This is a genomic window from Microbulbifer sp. HZ11 (assembly GCF_000708675.1).
GTDB lineage: Bacteria > Pseudomonadota > Gammaproteobacteria > Pseudomonadales > Cellvibrionaceae > Microbulbifer.
Genome location: NZ_JELR01000001.1, coordinates 1,521,147 through 1,540,084 on the forward strand (window position 1 = coordinate 1,521,147; position 18,938 = coordinate 1,540,084).

An 18,938-nucleotide genomic window follows, 5' to 3' on the forward strand; every position below is an offset into this window, starting at 1 on the left:
CTGGAATACTGTTATGTCAAGATTTGACCCCTAAACCACTAAACTCAGCCCAGACAGTGTATTGAGAAACGCGGAATAGCAACCCGCATTGATAAAAGTTTTCTGCCGGGCCAGGCCACGGTTCATCACGTGGTACCAGGCTCCGGGGTATTCCAGTCGTAAAGGTCTGCTCATGTAAGGAGACAAGACTGGAATACTGTTGTGTCAAGATTTGACCCCTAAACTTTCCTTTGACCCCTAAACTTTCCGCCAGCAGCGCTGCTGGGTACACAAAACGGCCAACGTTCTGAATAAGCTGCCAAAAGCGAGCCAACCCAAAGCAAAGCGTTTCCTGCACGACATCTGGCAGGCAGAGACACGGGCAGATGCGGAGAGTGCCTTCGACACCTTCATCAAGACGTACGAGGCAAAATACCCGAAAGTCACTGAATGCTTGCTCAAGGATCACGAAGAGCTGATGAGCTTCTACGACTTCCCGGCGAAGCACTGGCAGAGCATCCGGACAACGAACCCAATTGAGTCAACGTTCGGAACAATACGGCGTCGCACTAAACGCTCGAAGGGCTGCCTATCAAGAGACGGAATGCTGCACATGTTGTTCAAACTGGGCATGTGCGCAGAAGGAAAATGGAGAAAGCTCCGGGGCTTTGACTACCTCGCGAAAGTCATTACCGGAGTGAAATTCAAAGATGGAGAAGAGGTGCCAGCCGCTGACCAGAGCGCTGCTTGATCAAGACCGCTGAACACCAGAATTGACAATAACTCTACCCCATGACCCCTACCCCCACAAACTCGCGGGCAAACAAAAAAGCCCCGCAAAAACTGCGGGGCTCTCTTCCACTAATTATTAAGGTAAGGGTTGACCCTTAGCCCTAACTGGTCACAAATTGACCATAGCCTCTACTAGGGAGCAGTAGTAGTGCACCCTTTAGGCATATGCTTTTGCAACGTGGTGCCAGCGCACGTCCAGCCGAATGAAGCATTACTAGCTGTAGGCGGTACAGGAGTGAAGGTTACGGTTTTGCTTTTAAGCTCACTTGATACTCCAGCAGAGTTAAAAGTAACAGTAATCACTCCTGTGCCGTCACCTACAGCCAAAGCAGAGTACTCACCAGTCGCAGCTAGGCTATCGGAGTCGAGAGGAGAACCACCGCTAGCAGGGTATGCACCCTCACTATTCCAGTACTCGACTATTGCGGTCTTGGCTGCAGCCGCAATAGACGGAGCTTCCGCTGCTTGGGCTCGCGCAGTGTAATCCTGGTATGCAGGCAGTGCTACTGCAGCCAGAATGCCAATGATCGCAACTACGATCATCAATTCAATAAGAGTAAAACCCTGTTGCTTTTTCATTGTAACCGTCTCCATACAGACTGTTGTTTTTGGACGAAATCCCGTGAGGAAGTCGACAATTACAATACCGGGTTTGTGGCAAAACGCGCAAGCGGCACCTCCCTCAGTTACTACGAAAGTTAAACCAAATCTCCAACAATCTGGTCGCAACGCAACCACAGCGAGCAAAACTTAACCACCACCTCTGTTATAGTGACACTTATTGTCAGCTAGTGGCTACTCACAAACCTATTAATTAATATAGTAGGCCCCAAAAGTCGATTGCTCATAAATTTCTTTAACTAGGCAGGTTAAGGCTGTGATCCAATTGTCTTTTCAGCAATTGGCGACTGCCAGTTAATTCGATATATTGAGGAGCAGGCGTACCCGTGCAATAAACCGCCAAACCTGCCCCAAAAATAGACATTGCGAATATATTTTAATGAGTAGCACCTCTCTCAGCGGACTGGCCAAGCGGCTGGTGATCGATAAGGCACTTGACGAGCCCACCGCTCAATCAGCGCTCACAGCGGCCAAACGGGAAGGCCAGAGTTTCGCCCAGCACGCGGTAGAAGCAAAACTGATTAAAAGTCGGGAGCTGGCCAGCATTGCCAGTCAGGCATTCGGCTCACCGCTTTTCGACCTGTCCAGCTATAATTTCGATCTACTGCCTAGGAACGTGGTTGACGAAAAGCTGATAACCAAGCACTTCGCCCTGCCGCTGTATAAGCGTGGCAACCGGCTTTTTGTGGCAGTGGCAGACCCCACCAACCTAGCGGGCTTGGATGAAATTAATTTCAACACCGGCCTCAATACCGATGCAGTGTTGGTCGAGACCGACAAGCTGGCGAAAGCGATTGAAAGCTACCTCGCCAATAGTGACGATGTTGGCGGTGGTCTCGAAGGGCTGGACGATGAAGATCTGGACTCCCTGGATGTGGAAGGCGGTGAACAAGCTCGCGATGATGAAAGCGATATAGGTGGCGATGAGGCGCCCGTCGTGCGCTTTGTCAACAAAGTCCTGCTCGATGCAATCCGTACCGGCGCTTCCGATATTCACTTTGAACCGTATGAGAAGACCTATCGCGTACGCATGCGTACCGATGGCGTGCTGCACGAGGTGGCGCGCCCCCCGATCCAGCTGGCTACCCGGATTTCCGCGCGCCTGAAAGTGATGTCGAAAATGGATATCTCCGAGCGGCGCGTGCCTCAGGACGGGCGCATCAAAATGAAGCTATCCAAAACCAAGGCCATCGATTTCCGGGTAAACAGCCTGCCCACCTTGTGGGGCGAGAAGATAGTACTGCGAATTCTGGACCCCTCTTCTGCCAAGCTGGGTATTGACGCCCTCGGTTATGAGGAAGAGCAGAAGAAAATTTATATGAATGCCTTGGCGCAACCTCAGGGCATGATTCTGGTGACCGGCCCAACGGGGTCCGGTAAAACGGTATCTCTTTACACTGGCCTCAATATCCTCAATACACCAGAGCGCAATATTTCAACTGCTGAAGACCCAGTGGAAATCAACCTGGAGGGAATCAACCAGGTTAACGTCTCCAATAAGGTAGGGCTGAACTTTGCCGAGGCCCTGCGCTCGTTCTTACGGCAGGATCCGGATATTGTAATGGTGGGGGAGATCCGGGACCTGGAAACCGCAGAGATTGCCATCAAGGCGGCTCAGACCGGCCACCTGGTTTTGTCTACCCTGCACACCAATTCCGCGCCGGAAACTCTCACCCGGTTGATGAACATGGGGGTTCCCACTTTCAATATCGCCACCTCGGTGAGCGTGATTATTGCCCAGCGCCTGGCACGGAGATTGTGTGGCGAATGTAAAAAGCCTGCACAGCTACCAGAAGATGTATTGAAGGAAGAAGGCTTTGATACAGTGACCATCCCTAAAAGTGAGTGGCAAATTTTTCAGCCGGTGGGCTGCGAGCACTGCTCCAAGGGCTACAAGGGGCGGGTCGGCGTGTATGAAGTGGTTCGCATCACTGATGGGATTTCGCGCATTATAATGGAGGGGGGAAACTCCATTCAAATTGCCGACCAGGCTCAGAAAGAAGGCTTCAACAACCTGCGTACATCTGCCTTACGCAAGGTAGTGATGGGGGTCACCAGCCTCGAAGAAGCCAACCGGGTTACCAACGACTAACCAGACACACGATAAAAAACCGGGATTAACACCATGGCCAAAGCCGCCACCGCAGTCGCTTATATCTATAAAGGCGTGGATGCCAAAGGTAATAAAGTTGAGGGGGAGGTCAACAGCACAACCCCCGCGTTAATCAAGGCCCAGTTGCGCCGACAGGGAATTATAGCCAACAGGGTACAGAAAAAGCCCCAACCTTTATTCGGAGGCAAGAAAAAGGTAAAGCCCGGCGACATTGCTATCTTCACTCGTCAGATGGCTACCATGATGAAGGCCGGCGTGCCTCTAGTGCAGAGTTTTGAGATTGTTGCTGATGGCCTGGATAACGAGGGGCTGAAGGATTTGATATTTAAGATCCGGGATGATGTTGCTTCCGGCACGGCCTTCGCCGACGCTCTGCGTAAGCATCCCCTCTATTTTGATGACTTATTCTGTAACCTTGTTGCCTCGGGCGAGCAGTCTGGCGCACTGGAAACCATGCTGGATCGTATTGCCACATATAAGGAGAAAACCGAGTCACTTAAGAAGAAAATCAAGAAAGCAATGACCTACCCCATTGCGGTTGTGGTCGTTGCGGCAATTGTAACAGCTGTACTATTGGTAAAAGTTGTACCACAGTTCGCTCAAACCTTCTCCAGTTTTGGCGCAGACCTCCCAGCATTCACTTTATTTGTGCTAGGGATCTCTGAATGGATGCAGGCAAATTGGCTCATCGCATTTATTTGTACAATAATTATCGTAGGCGGGACAATAGAAGCAAAAAAACGAAATAAAAATATCGCAAATGCTTTTGACAAGCTGATGCTGAGAATCCCCGTCTTAGGCCAGATTACTTACAACTCTATTGCCGCTCGCTTTGCGAGAACCCTATCTACTACGTTCGCGGCAGGTGTACCACTAATAGATGCCTTGAAATCTGTCGCGGGTGCCACCGGAAATGTTATTTATGAGGAGGCTACTCTAAAGATCCGCGACTCTGTAGCCACAGGTATTCCTTTGAATGGCGCTATGCGAGCTTCAGGGCTTTACCCAATCATGTTGGTACAGATGGCAGCAATTGGCGAAGAATCAGGTTCACTGGATGAAATGCTGGCAAAAGCTGCCGATTTCTATGAAGAGGCCGTAGATAATATGGTTGATAACCTTACAACCTTGCTAGAACCTATGATTATGGCTGTCTTGGGTGTTCTGGTCGGTGGTCTGCTCATTGCCATGTACCTACCCATCTTCCAACTAGGTCAAGTAGTCTAACGATTAGAATCTAAAATGACTGATTATTTCGTCTCCCACCCAGCGCTGCTAATAAGCAGCGCTTTTGTTTTTGGGCTGCTAGTCGGTAGTTTCCTAAACGTAGTCATCCACCGCCTCCCCATTATGATGGAGCGGGAGTACCAGCAGGATTTTTACGCTTACTTTGAAGAAATACCGACTGCAGAAGACAAAGTACTACTCGATCAGCCCTACAACCTGATCCTCCCCCACTCCCACTGCCCCGGCTGCAAGCAAGAGATCAAGCCCTGGCAGAACATCCCCATCATCAGTTATCTGCTGTTGCGCGGAAAGTGCAGTAACTGCGGGGTAGGGATTTCCAAACGCTACCCATTAGTTGAACTGGCCACTGGTATTCTTACTGCAGTGGTGGTCTGGCAACTCGGCTTTACCTGGCAGGCGCTGGCGGGGGTATTTTTTACCTGGGCGCTGGTGGCACTCACGGGGATTGATTTCGACAAGCAGCTGTTACCAGACAGCATCACCCTGCCCTTATTGTGGGCCGGGCTGCTGATCAATCTCTGGGATGTATTTGCCCCCCTGCAGGATGCGGTGATCGGGGCCATTGCCGGTTATCTTGCCCTGTGGAGTGTTTTCCAGGCATTTAAGCTGGTGACCGGCAAGGAGGGCATGGGCGCCGGAGATTTCAAGATTCTCGCGGCGATCGGCGCCTGGTTTGGCTGGCAGGTATTGCCGCTGGTGATTCTGTTGTCTGCGGCGGTTGGTGCACTGGCAGGCATTATCTGGACCCTCGTGTCCGGCCGCGACAAAAACCTACCAATCGCCTTCGGCCCCTACCTGGCCGGCGCAGCGTGGATTGCCATGCTGTGGGGTGAGCAGATTATGGGGTGGTATTTCCGCGTTTCCGGGCTGAGTGCTTAATCGGTTAGCGGCAGATGGAAGGGCTGCGGGTACAGGCAAATACTGGATGTTCACGGTGCGGTTAAACAGTTAATGTGACCCACATCAGTGATGTAGCGCTTTCAAAGCGTGAACGGGGTCAGCTTCCAAAATACGCAGCAGAGCCTTTGCTGGCCCTGTCGGATGGCGACGGCCCTGCTCCCAGTTTTCCAGTGTGCGCTTGCTGACACCAATCAGCAGCGCAAACTGGTTTTGTGACAACCCGATATTTTCACGAATACGTTTGACTTCGGGCTCAGGGTATTCAAATACCCGCGCCGGAGCTTTCTTGCCAGTGGCAATTTCATCCATTTCCTGAACACTGGCAAGCAGCTCGTCGAACATGGCTTTATTCATCAGACCACCTCTCTACAATTTTTTGCAGCGCTTTCAGTTGCTCTTTACTCAGATCTTCCTGCTGCCCTTTTGGGTAGGCGTACAACATACGTATCTGGTGAGCATCTACCACCCAGTAGTAGATCACGCGTATTCCGCCGCTTTTCCCTCGACCATCAAGTTTCCAACGTATTTTTCTTAAACCTCCAGAGCCCTGGATCAAACTCCCACTATCGGGGCGCCGAATCAAAGCTTCCTGCAAGGCTTTATAATCGGTATCGGTCATTAATGATTGAATGACCCGAGTAAAGATACTGGTTTCTATGAAGATCATCTGCTCTAATTATACGCCAATGGCGTACTTCTTGGTAGAAGCGGCACTAAACTTTGCTGATTACTATTCCCCCCTAAAAACTCCATTACACTATGACCAGTGTCCAGGAGGTGGTCGCCAGCTGTTGCGCAACAGGCTACACTTTACTGACGATACAGTCACCCTCCACGGCATGCTGAAATGACGATGCAAAATCCTCCGCACCCTGGCGAATTCATTCAGCTCACTTATATGGAGCCCTTTGGTGTTAGCTGTCGCTTTTTGGCGGCCAAGCTTGATGTTGCAGCCTCTACGTTGAACCGGGTACTAAAACGTCAAAGCGGTATCAGCTCGGAAATGGCACTTCGACTCTCCAAGGCCCTCGGTCGCTCACCGGAAAGCTGGCTGGCCATGCAGAATACATATGACCTGTGGCAAGCGAGGAAGCATATTCAGCTGAATAAGGTGCAAAAACTCGATCTGGGCGCGGCATGATTCAGGTCGATTTTCTCGTCGTGGGCCTTACCGGCGGTATCGGTAGCGGCAAGTCTGCCGCAGCGGCGCGCTTTCGCCACCACGGGGTGAACGTGGTGGATGCCGACCAGGCTGCGCGGGTCGTTGTGGAGCCGGGGCGGCCGGCGTTGGATGCCATTGCGGCGCACTTTGGCCGGGAAGTGATCTTGCCCCAGGGTGGGCTGGATCGAGCGGCCCTGCGCAAGCTGGTGTTTGATAATCCCGCGGAACGGCGCTGGCTGGAACAGTTGACTCATCCGCTGATTCGCAAGGAAATAATTTCCTCTCTCGAAATAAGCTTCGAAACCCATTCCGCGCCTTATGCGATTCTTGAATCCCCCCTGCTGCTGGAGACCGATCAGTCTGAGCTAGTCCAGCGTATTTGCGTAGTGGACATTCCGGAAGAAGTGCAGCTGACCCGCGCAAGCGCCCGGGATACCAGCTCCATAGATCAGATCCGAAAAATCATGGACGCGCAGATGCCCCGGGTAGAGCGGTGTGCAAGGGCGGACGATATTCTGGATAATAGCGGTCCACTTGAATCCCTGCATGCCCAGGTGGATGCGCTGCACCAGCAGTACCTCCAGCAGGCGGTTCCCCCTCAATAATTGCCGCAATAGCCGTTTTATGTCTGATAAACCCACTGTAGCCTGCCCCACCTGTAAAAAGCCCATGGAGTGGAGCCCAGCCAACCCCTACCGGCCATTTTGCTGCGAGCGCTGCAAACTGATTGACCTGGGCGAGTGGGCCAGTGAGGGGCACAAGATTCCGGGGCAGCCGGTGTTTGATGATGTGATGAGTGAGGATTTGGATCCTAGCAAGACGCGGCATTGATGCCACCTCATCGTCCCTGGCTTGATCCGGGATCCAGTGGTATCGGGGGACCTGATGAGCTGGATGCCGGATCTAGTCCGGCACGACGAGGGTTTCGGGCTCAGTTGGCTAACCAGAGTCTTGTTTTTAATCCAAGTCTTGAGGTCATTCCTGAGGTTACCGTACTGACGTTGCCTTCTGTATCCACAATTGCGATGGTGGGGGTCACTTGCAGGCCCCAGCTTGCACTTAGGGCACCGGCGGGGTCGTTGATGGTGTGGAATTTGAGGTTGTGTTTTTCCTGGTAATTGGCGACTTCGTCCGGAGTGCCGGACTGCAGGGCGATGGTGATGACCTGGTGTTCTGTGGACAGGTCGGATACCGCGGGTGAAACAACGCGGCAATACCCACACCAGGTCGCCCAGAAGTAGATAAGTACCGGGCCCTGCTCCACCATCTTCTGCAGGCTGATAAGTCGGCCATCGATATCCGGGGCCAGTAGCTCTGGCGCCTGGCCCTTGGGCATATTGCGGCTGTGATACCAGGATACAGCGGTCACGATCGCGGCGGCGAGCAGGATAAATTTGGTTAGCGACCAAAACGCACCACGCCACTTCACTTGCTGACCTCGCCCGCCAGTTCACCGCTCAGCGGCTCCAGAGCTACCACTTCGATCTCGTCTTGCCGATACCGCCATTGCAAATTGAATCCACAGAGCTTCATGCCGTACACCCGCTCGGGGTCCGGCTGCTGATAGGCCGGCTTCGGATCCTGACCGAGCACCTGCTGGATAAGTCGCGGCAGATCGGTCCCGAGCTGATCGCGATACTCTCTTGCCCGCCGCAGTATCGGCTCCGGAATATGCACGCCTATCATCGGTGGCGAGGCTTCGGCCAGCTCGCTGGTCGCCGCCGAGACACTATCGGCGTAGGGGATGTAGGGTTTGATATCCAGGATGGGTGTGCCATCCAGTAAATCAGCCCCGGCAACCACAAGCTCCACGGTAGGGTGCAGACGCACCTGAATCAGCCGCACCACAGACAGGCCGATATTGTTCGGCCGGAATGGCGAGCGGGTGGCGAAAACACCGACTTTTTTATTGCCTCCAAGACGTGGTGGGCGCACTTTCGGGGACCACTGTCCGGCAACCTTGTGAAATTGCCAGGTAAGCCAAAGGTGACTGTGCTGCTCCAGGCCGGCAACGGCTTCCGGGTCATTGTAGGGTGGCAATAATTCGATGGACGCGCGAGTGGCGTCCGCCAGCAGAGGCTGGCGGGGGATGCCGAACTTTTCGGTGAAACAGGAGTGGGTAGTGGCGATGGGAACAATGTTCATTCTATTTTGTACGTCATCCCGGACTTGATCCGGGATCCAGTGTGGGTGGTACGAAGCGGCCTCGGTGCCAACGCACTGGATGCCGGCATTCGCCGGTATGACACGCTGGAATAGGGAGCGCTAAATCCCCCCCATACACAGGTATTTGATTTCCAGGTAGTCGTCGATGCCGTACTTGGAACCTTCACGGCCGCTGCCGGATTCCTTGATACCGCCGAAGGGGGCCATTTCATTGGAAATGATGCCCTCATTAATTCCGACCATCCCATATTCCAGCCCTTCGGCAACGCGCCAGATGCGACCAATGTCTCTGGAATAAAAATAGGAGGCAAGACCGAACTCGGTGTCGTTAGCCATTTGAATGGCTTCCTGCTCGGTTTTAAATTTGAACAGCGGTGCCACCGGGCCAAAAATCTCTTCCTTGAACAGGCGCATGGTGTCATCCGCGTCGCCCAACACGGTGGGCATATAAAAACACTCGCCCATATCGCTGGGGCCACCGTCGTTCAGAGTTTTGGCGCCCTTGCTCACAGCATCTTCCACCAAGGCTTTAACATCTTCCACGGCACCGGGGTTGATCATGGGGCCGACGTCGGTGCCTTCCTCAGTGCCATTGCCCACTTTCAGCTGGCTGACAGCGGCGGAGAATTTTTTGGCAAATTCATCGTACACGCCTTCCTGCACCAGGATCCGATTGGCACAGACACAGGTTTGCCCCGCGTTGCGGTACTTGCAGATGATCGCGCCTTTGACGGCTTCGTCGATATCCGCATCATCAAACACGATAAACGGCGCGTTACCGCCTAATTCCATGGAAGTTTTCTTCATGGTCTCGGCACACTGGGCTTCCAGCTGTTTACCCACGGCGGTAGAGCCCGTAAAGGTAAATTTGCGCACCAGCGGATTAGATGTCATCTCACTACCGATTTCCCGGGAGCTTTTACCCACGACAACGTTGAACACACCTTTCGGGACCCCGGCTTTTTCCGCGAGCACCGCCAGCGCCAGTGCAGAGAGCGGCGTTTCCGATGCAGGCTTGGCGACAAAGGTACAACCTGCGGCCAGTGCCGGGGCAACCTTGCGCGCGATCATGGCGCTGGGGAAATTCCACGGGGTGATCGAAGCGGTCACTCCGACGGGTTGTTTGATAACAACAATGCGTTTGTCGTTCGATGGCGGCGCGATCACATCACCATAGGCGCGCTTGGCCTCTTCGGAAAACCACTCGAGATAGTTCGCACCATAGGTTATTTCGGTTTTGGCTTCCGCGAGCGGCTTGCCCTGCTCCGCGGTCAGAATGGCGGCAAGGTCATCGACGTGGTCAATAATCAGGTTGTACCAGTCGCGCAGTATTCTGGCCCGCTCTTTGACAGTCAGATCGCGCCAGGCGGGCCAGGCTGCGTTTGCGGCTTCAATGGCGCGACGGGTTTCCTCTGCGCCAAGACTGGCAATCGTGGCGAGGGTTTCACCGTTAGCGGGGTTGGTAACGTCGAGGGTGTTGCCGGAGTCGGCGTCCGTCCACTGGCCGTTAATGTAGGATTGTTTGCGTAGGAGATCGGGGTTTTTAAGGTTTATCACGTGGGGGTCCTTGTGCCTTTGGGTTTGCCTGCAAGCAGGCTCCTACGAGTAGATTGGTGGATGCGCTTCGCTTATCCACCCTACGGGTTCGGTAGTACGAGTTTTGTAGGGTGGATAAGCCGAAGGCGCATCCACCATTGAATTCCCGGCAAGTTTAGTCTTGCGCGGAATTCTTTGCCCTCACCTTACGGGTATTGCGGCGCCCCGGCGCCACTTCAACCGAATTTATTTTTTCTTCTTCACAAACTTCATCAGGCGACGCTTCTTGGCTTTCTGGCGGTCACTCAGTTTGTTTTTCTTGCCGGCATAGGGGTTATCACCGGTCCGGAACTCGATTTTCACTGGGGTACCGTGCAGATCCAGGGCCTTGCGGTAGGTTTTCTCCAGGTAGCGCACATAGTGATTGGGCACCTGCGAGGTCTGGTTGCCGTGAATCACGATCACCGGCGGGTTCTGGCCACCAGCGTGGGCATAACGCAGCTTGATACGGTGACCATTGACCAGTGGCGGTTGGTGCTCACTTACCGCCCACTGAAGAATACGCGTCAGATGGTTGGTGGAGAGTTTGTCGGTGGCAGACTGATAGGCAGCTTCAATGGACTGATACAGATTGCCCACACCAGTGCCGTGCAACGCGGAAATAAAGTGGATATCGGCAAAGTCCACAAAGCGCAGACGGCGCTCCAGTTCGGTTTTGACAAAGTCGCGGTGATCCGGGTCCAGGCCGTCCCACTTGTTCAGGGCCACAACCAGTGCGCGGCCGGACTGAATCACCGTGCCCATCAGGTGCAGATCCTGATCCACCAGCCCTTCACTGGCGTCGATCACCAGTACCACCACATTGGCGTCTTCCACCGCCTGCAGGGTTTTGACGATGGAGAACTTCTCCACGGATTCCTTGACGTTTTTACGCCGGCGAATCCCTGCGGTGTCAATGATGGTGTAGGGCTTTTCGTCGCGAGTGTAGTTGATATACACGCTATCCCGAGTGGTACCGGGCTGATCGAAGACGACGACGCGATCTTCGCCCAGCAGGCGGTTTACCAGGGTGGACTTGCCCACGTTGGGGCGGCCAACGATTCCGATCTTGATACCGGTAGCCTCTTCCGGCTGTTCTTCCTGCGCATTTTCCGGCAGGTCGTTGACCAGGCGCTCCATCAGGGAACGCACACCGCGCCCGTGGGTGGCGGTGGTTGGGAAAAGTTCACCAATACCCAGCTCGTAGAAAGGGGCCAGCGCAATATCCGGGTTCACCCCGTCTACCTTATTGGCCACGAGAATGGTGGGTTTGGAGCGGGTACGCAGCCGCTCGGCGATCATTTCGTCTGCAGGCGTCAGACCGGCGCGACAGTCCACCAGGAACAGGACAAAGTCCGCCTCTTCGATGGCCTGCATGGATTGCTGGGCCATGGCGGCATCAATGCCCTCTTCGCCACCGCTGATACCACCGGTGTCTACCAGGATCATCTTGTGGCCTTCGAACTCGGCCTCGCCATATTTACGGTCGCGGGTAAGACCGGCGTAGTTCGCCACAAGGGCGTCGCGGCTCTTGGTCAGGCGATTGAACAGGGTGGATTTACCCACATTGGGGCGCCCTACCAGGGCGATTACAGGCAACATAATTCAAATATACTCAAAAACTGGCGGGTTGTTTTGGGCCCGACCAGAAATACGAACGCCCGCGGAATGCGGGCGATTGTTTAAAACCGGTGTGGTTTTGTTGGTGGATGCGCCTTCGGCTTATCCCCCCTACGGTACAGTGCATTGCCGTAGGGTAGATAAGCGCAGCGCATCCACCATTGATTAGCGCTCCAGGCGGAGGGCGGCCAGCTCACCGTCGTCGGACAGGACAAACAGCAGGTCGCCATCGGCCAGCAGCGGAATCCGGATCGGGTCGCGATCGATGCGGGTGCGGCCCACGAAGCGACCCGTATTCGGGTCCAGGGCGTGCAGGTAGCCGTCCAGGTCGCCCACAACCACCACATCACCAAAATACGCGGGGCCACTCACTTCCCTGCGCAGCAGCTCACTGTTTGTCCACTGAATCTGTCCATTACCTACATTGTAGGCGTGGACACTGCCGTCGGCGCCGCTCAGGAATACCTGGCCGGCGCCCACCGCCACACCGTGGTTTGTGGAAGCATCACGGGCCCAGAGGCCACGGCCGTCTTCACGGGACAGTGCGACCACCCGGCCCTGATAGCTGGCAGCGAAAACCAGCTCACCGCGCACCAGCGGCGCACCGTCGATATCCACAACCCGCTCCAGTTCTGCAGAGCCTTGCGGAATGGCCACACGCTGTTCCCAGCGGGTCAGACCATCGGTGGCACTCAACGCAATCAATTTGCCATTATCCAGACCGGCAAATACGACGCCACCGGTAATGACCGGGCTGGAGGTACCACGCAGGGTCAATACCGGCAGTGCGGTATTGTGGCGCCAGCGCTGCTCGCCGGTGCTGGCATCCAGCCCCAGGAGCTTGCCGTCGACGGTCTGCACCACCACCATACCGGCACCAACGGCCGGGGTGGATACCACCTCGCCGCTTAGCTGGGTGTTCCAGCGCTGTTCACCCGTATTGAGGTCAAGAGCCACAATACGGCCGCGGAAATCCGCAACCACGGCAATACCGAGACCGACACCGACACCACCACCGATGGAGCGGTCAATATCAGTTTTCCACAGGCGCTTGCCGGTGGCGCGGTCCAGCGCGTACACATCACCGTCGCTATTGGCGGCGATAATCTTGCCGTCGATGATGCCGGGTTTCAGCATGGCGTAGCGAAGCGCATCGATATCACCAATATTGGTGGACCACACTTCGCGCAGCTTTACACTTTCCTGAATCTCGGTGAGCTCCACCGGGTCTGTGTCTTCCTTTTCATCATTGGAAGCACAGGCACTGATCATCGCGGCCAGGGCCACGGCAAGAAATCGGTTGAGTGTCTTGCCCGCCGCGAAGCGGTTACCGGTGTGCGTGCTTATCATTGCGCGTTGTTCTCCGTTTCTGCATTGTCTGAATCGTTGTCGGATTCAGACAGCGGCGCAGCTTCCTTGGTTTCATTGGATTGAGCATCATCTGTCTGGGAGTCACTTTGCGGTGCTTCACCCAGACTTTCGATCTTCAGGTCCAGTAGGCGGGAGTTGGCCGCCTGCTCCGGCAGAATTTGTGCGCGCGCTTCCTGGTAAGCCGTGCGAGCGGCGTCTTTATCACCCTGCTGCACCAGAATGTCACCGCGGGTTTCCGCGTACAGAGATGCGAATGCGGGCGGCACCTCACCTTCCAGCAGTTTCAATGCTTCTTTGGTTTCACCACGAGCGGCTTTCACGGCGGCAAGACGTCGCTTGGCCAGCAGCTTCAACGCCTCGTCATTGGTATTATCCAGCGCCCACTGCAGCTCCTTGGCTGCCGTTTCCAGATCATTTTCTCTCGCGGCCAGCGCCGCCAGCTCCAGAGAGGCCTGAGCGGCGTAGATCCGCTTGGCGTAATCATCTTTCAGTTCACGAGCGAGAGATTGAGCCGTGGTGAGCTGCTTGTTGTCCGGTTTGCCCTCATTGGCGGAAACAGCGTCTACAAAGCTCTGGTATACGTTGGAGGCCGCTTCAGCTTCGCTGCGCTCCTTGCCCTGCCACCACTGCCAGCCAAAGTATGACGCCAGCGCCAGTACAACACCGGTAACAATGCCGGTACCGTTTTCTTTCCACCAGCGCTTGATGGATTCGATCTGTTCTTCTTCTGTCAGATGGTCTGCCATTTGTTATTTGCCTTATTCCCGATACCAGGTCTTGAAATGTTGATCGTTGATTTTCTACGCGATGCGGAGTCAGCCCCGCTCGCGACGAATCAATTCTGTAAAAGCGCGGCCAGCTCGGAGACCGCCACGGTCTGCTGCTCTACTTCTGCACGCAGGGACTTCACCGTTACCTGCCCCGCAGCCGCTTCGTCTTCGCCGATGATCAGTGCGTAATCCGCATTGCTCTTGTCGGCCTTCTTCATCTGGCTTTTAAAGCTGCCCCCGCCACAGTGGGTCTGCAGGCGTAGCCAGGGCAGGTCACTGCGCAGCTGCTCCGCCGCGGCCAGGGCGGCTGATTGTACATCACCCACCGCCACCAGATAGGCATCTACCTGTTGATCCAGGGTGTCTGGCAGTACTTCCAGGGTTTCCAGTAACAGCACTAGGCGCTCCACACCGAGGCCGAAGCCGACTGCCGGGGTGGGTTTGCCGCCCATCTGTTCGACCAGGCCGTCGTAACGGCCGCCGGCACAGACGGTGCCCTGGGCGCCGAGGCTATCGGTCACCCATTCGAAAACGGTCTTGCCATAGTAGTCGAGACCGCGCACCAGGCGCGGATTTACTTCATAGGCTACGCCGGCGGCGTCCAAGAAGGCGCGCAGCTGGTCGAAATGCGCGCGGGATTCGTCGTCGAGGAAGTCCAACAGGCATGGCGCCTCTTCGAGCAGAGCCTGGGTATCCTGATTTTTGCTGTCGAGAATCCGCAGCGGATTCTTTTCCAGCCGGCGTTGACTGTCTTCGTCCAGCTGATCCTTGCGTGCTGACAGGTATTCCACCAGTGCATCGCGGAAGGCTGCGCGGCTTTCGCTGTTGCCGAGGGAGTTCAGCTGCAGGGTGACATGCTCGGATACGCCCAGCTGTTTCCACAGGCGCGCGGTCATCATCAGGATCTCGGCGTCGATATCCGGTCCTTCGATGCCGAACACCTCCACACCAAACTGGTGGAACTGGCGCAGGCGGCCTTTCTGCGGGCGCTCGTAGCGGAACATGGGGCCGAAGTACCAGAGGCGCTGGGGCTGGATCAGCAGGTTGTTCTGGATCGCCGCACGCACGGTACCCGCGGTACCTTCAGGGCGCAGGGTGACGCTGTCGCCGCTCTTGTCGTCGAAGGTATACATTTCCTTTTCGACAATATCGGTGGCTTCACCGACGGCGCGGGCGAACAGTTGCGTCGCTTCCAGGATCGGCGTGCGGATCTCGCTGTAGCCGTAGCGGGCGAAGAGTTCGCTGAGGGTGCTTTCCACGTATTGCCACACCGGGGACTGGGTGGGCAGCAGGTCGTTCATGCCGCGGATGGCGCGAAGTTGTTTCAACGGTGGTCCTTAATGTCTGTTCTGTCGTCATGCCGGCGCAGGCCGGTATCCAGTTTCGGAGCTGGATCCCGGATCGAGTCTGGGATGACGGGGTATCTAAATTACTCGGTGGTTTCCTTGGCGATGATGCTCGCTTCCTGGGCCTCTTTAGCGGCGGCCTTTTCGCGGATCAGTTTTTCCAGGTCTTCCACCAGGTTGTCATTTTTGAATTTGCGGTCCGGTTGGCCGTCCACATAAATCGCATGGCTCGGGGTGCCGCCGGCGAGGCCGATATCCGCCTCTTTGGCTTCACCCGGACCATTTACGATACAGCCGATCACCGCTACATCCAGCGGGGTGGTGATATCTTCCAGGCGGGTTTCCAGCTCGTTCATGGTTTTGACCACGTCAAAGTTCTGGCGCGAGCAGCTGGGGCAGGCAATAAAGTTGATGCCCTTGGTGCGCAGGCGCAGGCTCTTCAGCAGATCCCATCCCACCTTCACTTCTTCCACCGGATCCGCGGCAAGGGATACCCGCAGGGTATCGCCGATACCGTCCAGCAACAGGGCACCGAGGCCGATGGCTGACTTGACCGTACCGGAGCGCAGGCCGCCGGCTTCGGTGATACCCAGGTGCAGCGGCTGCTCAATCTGGGAGGCCAGTTTGCGGTAGGCCGCGGTGGCCATAAAAATATCCGAGGCCTTAACGCTTACCTTGAAGTCCTGGAAGTTCAGGCTGTCCAGAATATCGACGTGGCGCAGGGCGGATTCCACCAGCGCATCCGGGGTGGGCTCGCCGTATTTTTTCTGCAGGTCCTTTTCCAGGGAGCCGGCGTTCACACCGATGCGGATCGGGATATTCAGATCCCGCGCCTTGTCCACCACCGCGCGAATGCGCTTTTCGCGGCCGATATTGCCCGGATTAATGCGCAGGCAATCCACACCCAGATCAGCGACCCGCAGGGCGATGCGATAGTCAAAGTGGATGTCCGCCACCAGCGGCACGGCTACCTGCTTTTTGATCTCGCCGAAGGCTTCCGCGGCCTCCATGGACGGAACCGACACTCGTACGATATCCGCGCCCGCCTTCTCCAGTCGCTGGATCTGGGCCACGGTAGCGGCCACATCGCAGGTCTCGGTGTTGGTCATGCTCTGTACGGAGATGGGCGCACCACCGCCGACCGGCACATTGCCCACCATGATCTGGCGTGACACGCGGCGAACTATGGGTGACTCGAACTGCATAACAGAACCTGCGTTGGCTTTAAGCGGGTATGGGTGACGGTAAAAAAACGGGGAGATTATAGATAGATTGGGCGCAAACCTACAGGCCACCTCATAGAATCTACTGCGCGAGTGCCTGGCGGCGCTAGGCGGTGCTGGTGCGCCAGCCCGGTCAAATGCTCATGTATTAACCATACACTCCGCTTTCTGCGCTCCGGCGGGCACCAGCAGGCACCCGCTCGCTACGATTCTAAGAGGTCGCCGCACGACCAAGCCGACTTAGCTTCATCCGCCCACAATAAGCTTGCGGGTGCGGCGATTGCCCAGCGGAGCACTGTCCACCACTTCACCGGCATAGCTGACAGTGGTGGCGGCGGCATTGCCCAGCATCAGATTGAACGGTGCCTCACCAGTCAACTCCACGGTAGATCCGGCGGGCTGTAGCTTGGCCAGCAATTTGTTACCTGCGGCATCGGTCACTTCCACCCAGGATTCTTCGCTGAAGGTCAACGACAAGGGAGCCCCCTCTTCCACGCTCGTCGCAATATCCGAGGGTGCTTCCGCGACCGCAGTCACCGCTGGTGCCGGGGTCACGGCGGATTCGACATCGTCAATCGACTCCACTGTCGCTCCAACAGCGACCGCGGGAGCGCCCTGGGCACTATACAACTCGATATCCGCCGGCACTGGATCAACTGCGCTTTCTTCAGGTGCGATTCCCGCTATCTCGCCCCCCATCCGCTCTGGATCGGCTGCGCCGAAGGTATCGAACTCGGACTCCACTGCATCCTTCGATGCCGGGGCCACCTCTGTGGTAAAACGCCCCGCGGGGGTCGCCTCAGCCATCGCGGGGTCTACCGCCGGCGCAACATTTGCACCTTGCACACCGAACCACCAATATCCGCCAGCCGCTGCCATGGCGAGCACCAAAACCGCAGGAGCGAATAGCGACCCGCCTTCACTTGGCTGTCCACCACGAGGCATGGCGGCACCGCGGGGCATTTCTGGAACGTGCACCGCAGACTCGACCGGTACCTGTTGCGCAAACGTTTCCAGTACCGGGGCGGCGTCCAGCCCCAACTCTTTGCAAGTATTGCGGATATAGCCGCGCACATAAGTGGCGCCGGCAAGCCGCTCAAAATCGTCCCGCTCCAGTGCCTCCAGCTTGTCTGCGGTCATACACAGGCGGCGCGCCAGCTCGTCCACACCCAGGCCTGCCTGCTCACGGGCGTGGCGCAACTGGCCACCGACGGAAACGGGGTTAGCGGCCGCTGCGGCCGGCTCAGAAACGGGATTATTGCTGCTCATTTTCGGCCATCATCTGTTGATACTTCAGCGTTTCCGCTGAATAGGGAAAGAGGTTTTTCAACGCGAGGGCGTAACTTCTTTCCTTGTCACGATTACCAAAGATTTTTTCAATACGAATACCGAGCCACAGGGATTGGGGCACCTGCCGGTTCTTTTCGGTAAAGCGGTCCAGATACTGCTTGGCCTGGGTGTAGTCCTGCTTTTCAAACTTGAGCTCTGCCAGCTCCAGCAGCGCCACCGGCAGGCCGGGGCTCAGGGCCAACGCCTTGGTGAATGCCTGCTCGGCACTATCCAGCTCATGCAATCGAAGCTCCGCACGGCCGAGGTTGGCCAGTGCATAGGAGCGGCGATTGTAGGTGAGATCTTCAGAGGCCGTCTTGAACTGATCTCTGGCATCCCGATAACGCTCCTGCTGATACAGAAATACCCCGTAGTTCACCCGGGCCATGGAAAAATTACGGTCGTAGCGCAATGCTTTTTCAAAGTGGGATTCGGCCACTTTCAGCTCACCATCGGCCTGGTACAGCAATGCCAGCCCGTGATGGGCCTGAGGGTCGCGCTTGCCCAGCTTGAGAGCTTCCTGGAAATGATGACGGGCCATCTCGCGGTTATCGCTGCCACTTTGCAAGTAGCGCAGTCCGAGCTGGATGTGAGTCTCACGGGCCTTGTCGAGGTCGATCTGTTTGCCACCGGGGCCGGTGGCCACACAGCCGCCCAGCAGCAGGGTGATCAGTAATCCGGCAAGGAGCGCCGGATTGGAAATTCTTGCTAACACTAGCCTCA

At 56.0% G+C, this 18,938-nt stretch carries 19 protein-coding genes and 1 pseudogene; 7 read left to right on the forward strand and 13 right to left on the reverse strand.

Features of this window, described 5'->3' with window-relative positions:
• Nucleotides 1–247: 247 nt before the first annotated feature.
• Nucleotides 248–730 (forward strand): annotated as a pseudogene (locus AU11_RS06495) (transposase); the annotation flags it as partial.
• A gap of 173 nt (nucleotides 731–903) precedes the next feature.
• On the opposite strand, the gene AU11_RS06500 reads toward AU11_RS06495, so the two are convergent.
• Nucleotides 904–1,350, reverse strand: a complete 447-nt coding sequence (locus AU11_RS06500) for a pilin (protein WP_043318382.1) — start codon at nucleotides 1,348–1,350, stop codon at nucleotides 904–906.
• Between the two features lie 421 nt (nucleotides 1,351–1,771).
• Between AU11_RS06500 and pilB the strand changes: the two genes are divergently transcribed.
• Genes pilB through AU11_RS06515 form a run of 3 tightly spaced genes read left to right on the forward strand, consistent with a single transcriptional unit; the run spans nucleotide 1,772 to nucleotide 5,632 of the window.
• Nucleotides 1,772–3,484 (forward strand): type IV-A pilus assembly ATPase PilB, encoded by a 1,713-nt coding sequence (gene pilB, locus AU11_RS06505; RefSeq protein ID WP_043317322.1) that lies wholly within the window; start codon nucleotides 1,772–1,774, stop codon nucleotides 3,482–3,484.
• A 33-nt stretch (nucleotides 3,485–3,517) separates the two neighbouring features.
• A complete protein-coding gene (locus AU11_RS06510) occupies nucleotides 3,518–4,732 on the forward strand; it encodes a type II secretion system F family protein (protein ID WP_043317324.1) in 1,215 nt (404 codons plus the stop codon).
• A gap of 15 nt (nucleotides 4,733–4,747) precedes the next feature.
• On the forward strand, nucleotides 4,748–5,632 hold the full coding sequence (locus AU11_RS06515) for an A24 family peptidase (RefSeq protein ID WP_051687008.1): 885 nt from the start codon (nucleotides 4,748–4,750) through the stop codon (nucleotides 5,630–5,632).
• A gap of 84 nt (nucleotides 5,633–5,716) precedes the next feature.
• On the opposite strand, the gene nadS is transcribed toward AU11_RS06515, so the two are convergent.
• Nucleotides 5,717–6,007 carry a NadS family protein gene (gene nadS / locus AU11_RS06520; RefSeq protein ID WP_043317326.1) on the reverse strand — a complete coding sequence of 97 codons (291 nt, stop codon included), beginning with the start codon at nucleotides 6,005–6,007 and terminating at the stop codon, nucleotides 5,717–5,719.
• Complete coding sequence (locus AU11_RS06525) at nucleotides 6,000–6,272, reverse strand: type II toxin-antitoxin system RelE/ParE family toxin (RefSeq protein WP_197023777.1); 273 nt, start codon at nucleotides 6,270–6,272, stop codon at nucleotides 6,000–6,002. The genes nadS and AU11_RS06525 overlap by 8 nt, the downstream gene beginning before the upstream one ends.
• A 234-nt stretch (nucleotides 6,273–6,506) precedes the next feature.
• On the opposite strand from AU11_RS06525, the gene AU11_RS06530 reads away from it, so the two are divergent.
• Genes AU11_RS06530 through yacG form a run of 3 tightly spaced genes read left to right on the forward strand, consistent with a single transcriptional unit; the run spans nucleotide 6,507 to nucleotide 7,646 of the window.
• The gene (locus AU11_RS06530; protein ID WP_231491657.1) at nucleotides 6,507–6,794 is read left to right on the forward strand and encodes a HigA family addiction module antitoxin; all 288 of its coding nucleotides are present in this window, start codon (nucleotides 6,507–6,509) and stop codon (nucleotides 6,792–6,794) included.
• The gene (gene coaE, locus AU11_RS06535; protein WP_043317332.1) at nucleotides 6,791–7,420 is read left to right on the forward strand and encodes a dephospho-CoA kinase; all 630 of its coding nucleotides are present in this window, start codon (nucleotides 6,791–6,793) and stop codon (nucleotides 7,418–7,420) included. The genes AU11_RS06530 and coaE overlap by 4 nt, the downstream gene beginning before the upstream one ends.
• A gap of 19 nt (nucleotides 7,421–7,439) precedes the next feature.
• Nucleotides 7,440–7,646 carry a DNA gyrase inhibitor YacG gene (gene yacG, locus AU11_RS06540; protein WP_043317333.1) on the forward strand — a complete coding sequence of 69 codons (207 nt, stop codon included), beginning with the start codon at nucleotides 7,440–7,442 and terminating at the stop codon, nucleotides 7,644–7,646.
• Between the two features lie 100 nt (nucleotides 7,647–7,746).
• On the opposite strand, the gene AU11_RS06545 is transcribed toward yacG, so the two are convergent.
• From AU11_RS06545 to pilW, 10 genes are all read right to left on the reverse strand, one after another.
• Complete coding sequence (locus tag AU11_RS06545; protein WP_043317335.1) at nucleotides 7,747–8,244, reverse strand: protein disulfide oxidoreductase; 498 nt, start codon at nucleotides 8,242–8,244, stop codon at nucleotides 7,747–7,749.
• Nucleotides 8,241–8,960, reverse strand: a complete 720-nt coding sequence (tsaA, locus tag AU11_RS06550; protein ID WP_043317337.1) for a tRNA (N6-threonylcarbamoyladenosine(37)-N6)-methyltransferase TrmO — start codon at nucleotides 8,958–8,960, stop codon at nucleotides 8,241–8,243. Before tsaA ends, AU11_RS06545 begins: the two co-directional genes overlap by 4 nt.
• A 120-nt stretch (nucleotides 8,961–9,080) precedes the next feature.
• The gene (locus AU11_RS06555) at nucleotides 9,081–10,538 is read right to left on the reverse strand and encodes an NAD-dependent succinate-semialdehyde dehydrogenase (protein ID WP_043317339.1); all 1,458 of its coding nucleotides are present in this window, start codon (nucleotides 10,536–10,538) and stop codon (nucleotides 9,081–9,083) included.
• Nucleotides 10,539–10,763: 225 nt separating this feature from the next.
• Nucleotides 10,764–12,158 carry a ribosome biogenesis GTPase Der gene (gene der, locus AU11_RS06560; RefSeq protein ID WP_043317341.1) on the reverse strand — a complete coding sequence of 465 codons (1,395 nt, stop codon included), beginning with the start codon at nucleotides 12,156–12,158 and terminating at the stop codon, nucleotides 10,764–10,766.
• Nucleotides 12,159–12,341: 183 nt separating this feature from the next.
• Complete coding sequence (gene bamB / locus AU11_RS06565; protein ID WP_051687009.1) at nucleotides 12,342–13,526, reverse strand: outer membrane protein assembly factor BamB; 1,185 nt, start codon at nucleotides 13,524–13,526, stop codon at nucleotides 12,342–12,344.
• On the reverse strand, nucleotides 13,523–14,293 hold the full coding sequence (locus tag AU11_RS06570; RefSeq protein ID WP_043317343.1) for a tetratricopeptide repeat protein: 771 nt from the start codon (nucleotides 14,291–14,293) through the stop codon (nucleotides 13,523–13,525). The genes bamB and AU11_RS06570 overlap by 4 nt, the downstream gene beginning before the upstream one ends.
• Before the next feature lie 89 nt (nucleotides 14,294–14,382).
• The gene (gene hisS / locus AU11_RS06575) at nucleotides 14,383–15,645 is read right to left on the reverse strand and encodes a histidine--tRNA ligase (protein ID WP_081847968.1); all 1,263 of its coding nucleotides are present in this window, start codon (nucleotides 15,643–15,645) and stop codon (nucleotides 14,383–14,385) included.
• A 101-nt stretch (nucleotides 15,646–15,746) separates the two neighbouring features.
• Nucleotides 15,747–16,868 (reverse strand): flavodoxin-dependent (E)-4-hydroxy-3-methylbut-2-enyl-diphosphate synthase, encoded by a 1,122-nt coding sequence (gene ispG, locus AU11_RS06580; protein WP_043317345.1) that lies wholly within the window; start codon nucleotides 16,866–16,868, stop codon nucleotides 15,747–15,749.
• Between the two features lie 264 nt (nucleotides 16,869–17,132).
• Entirely contained in the window at nucleotides 17,133–18,155 is a 1,023-nt protein-coding gene (locus tag AU11_RS06585) for a RodZ domain-containing protein (RefSeq protein ID WP_043317346.1), read from the reverse strand.
• Nucleotides 18,142–18,930 carry a type IV pilus biogenesis/stability protein PilW gene (gene pilW, locus AU11_RS06590; RefSeq protein ID WP_051687010.1) on the reverse strand — a complete coding sequence of 263 codons (789 nt, stop codon included), beginning with the start codon at nucleotides 18,928–18,930 and terminating at the stop codon, nucleotides 18,142–18,144. The genes AU11_RS06585 and pilW overlap by 14 nt, the downstream gene beginning before the upstream one ends.
• Nucleotides 18,931–18,938 lie beyond the last annotated feature (8 nt).

Bases quoted from the DNA above. Each gene is read 5' to 3' on its own strand.
- AU11_RS06500 (WP_043318382.1), bottom strand. From the start codon at position 1,350: ATGAAAAAGCAACAGGGTTTTACTCTTATTGAATTGATGATCGTAGTT.
- pilB (WP_043317322.1), top strand. From the start codon at position 1,772: ATGAGTAGCACCTCTCTCAGCGGACTGGCCAAGCGGCTGGTGATCGAT.
- AU11_RS06510 (WP_043317324.1), top strand. From the start codon at position 3,518: ATGGCCAAAGCCGCCACCGCAGTCGCTTATATCTATAAAGGCGTGGAT.
- AU11_RS06515 (WP_051687008.1), top strand. From the start codon at position 4,748: ATGACTGATTATTTCGTCTCCCACCCAGCGCTGCTAATAAGCAGCGCT.
- nadS (WP_043317326.1), bottom strand. From the start codon at position 6,007: ATGAATAAAGCCATGTTCGACGAGCTGCTTGCCAGTGTTCAGGAAATG.
- AU11_RS06525 (WP_197023777.1), bottom strand. From the start codon at position 6,272: ATGACCGATACCGATTATAAAGCCTTGCAGGAAGCTTTGATTCGGCGC.
- AU11_RS06530 (WP_231491657.1), top strand. From the start codon at position 6,507: ATGCAAAATCCTCCGCACCCTGGCGAATTCATTCAGCTCACTTATATG.
- coaE (WP_043317332.1), top strand. From the start codon at position 6,791: ATGATTCAGGTCGATTTTCTCGTCGTGGGCCTTACCGGCGGTATCGGT.
- yacG (WP_043317333.1), top strand. From the start codon at position 7,440: ATGTCTGATAAACCCACTGTAGCCTGCCCCACCTGTAAAAAGCCCATG.
- tsaA (WP_043317337.1), bottom strand. From the start codon at position 8,960: ATGAACATTGTTCCCATCGCCACTACCCACTCCTGTTTCACCGAAAAG.
- der (WP_043317341.1), bottom strand. From the start codon at position 12,158: ATGTTGCCTGTAATCGCCCTGGTAGGGCGCCCCAATGTGGGTAAATCC.
- bamB (WP_051687009.1), bottom strand. From the start codon at position 13,526: ATGATAAGCACGCACACCGGTAACCGCTTCGCGGCGGGCAAGACACTC.
- AU11_RS06570 (WP_043317343.1), bottom strand. From the start codon at position 14,293: ATGGCAGACCATCTGACAGAAGAAGAACAGATCGAATCCATCAAGCGC.
- ispG (WP_043317345.1), bottom strand. From the start codon at position 16,868: ATGCAGTTCGAGTCACCCATAGTTCGCCGCGTGTCACGCCAGATCATG.
- AU11_RS06585 (WP_043317346.1), bottom strand. From the start codon at position 18,155: ATGAGCAGCAATAATCCCGTTTCTGAGCCGGCCGCAGCGGCCGCTAAC.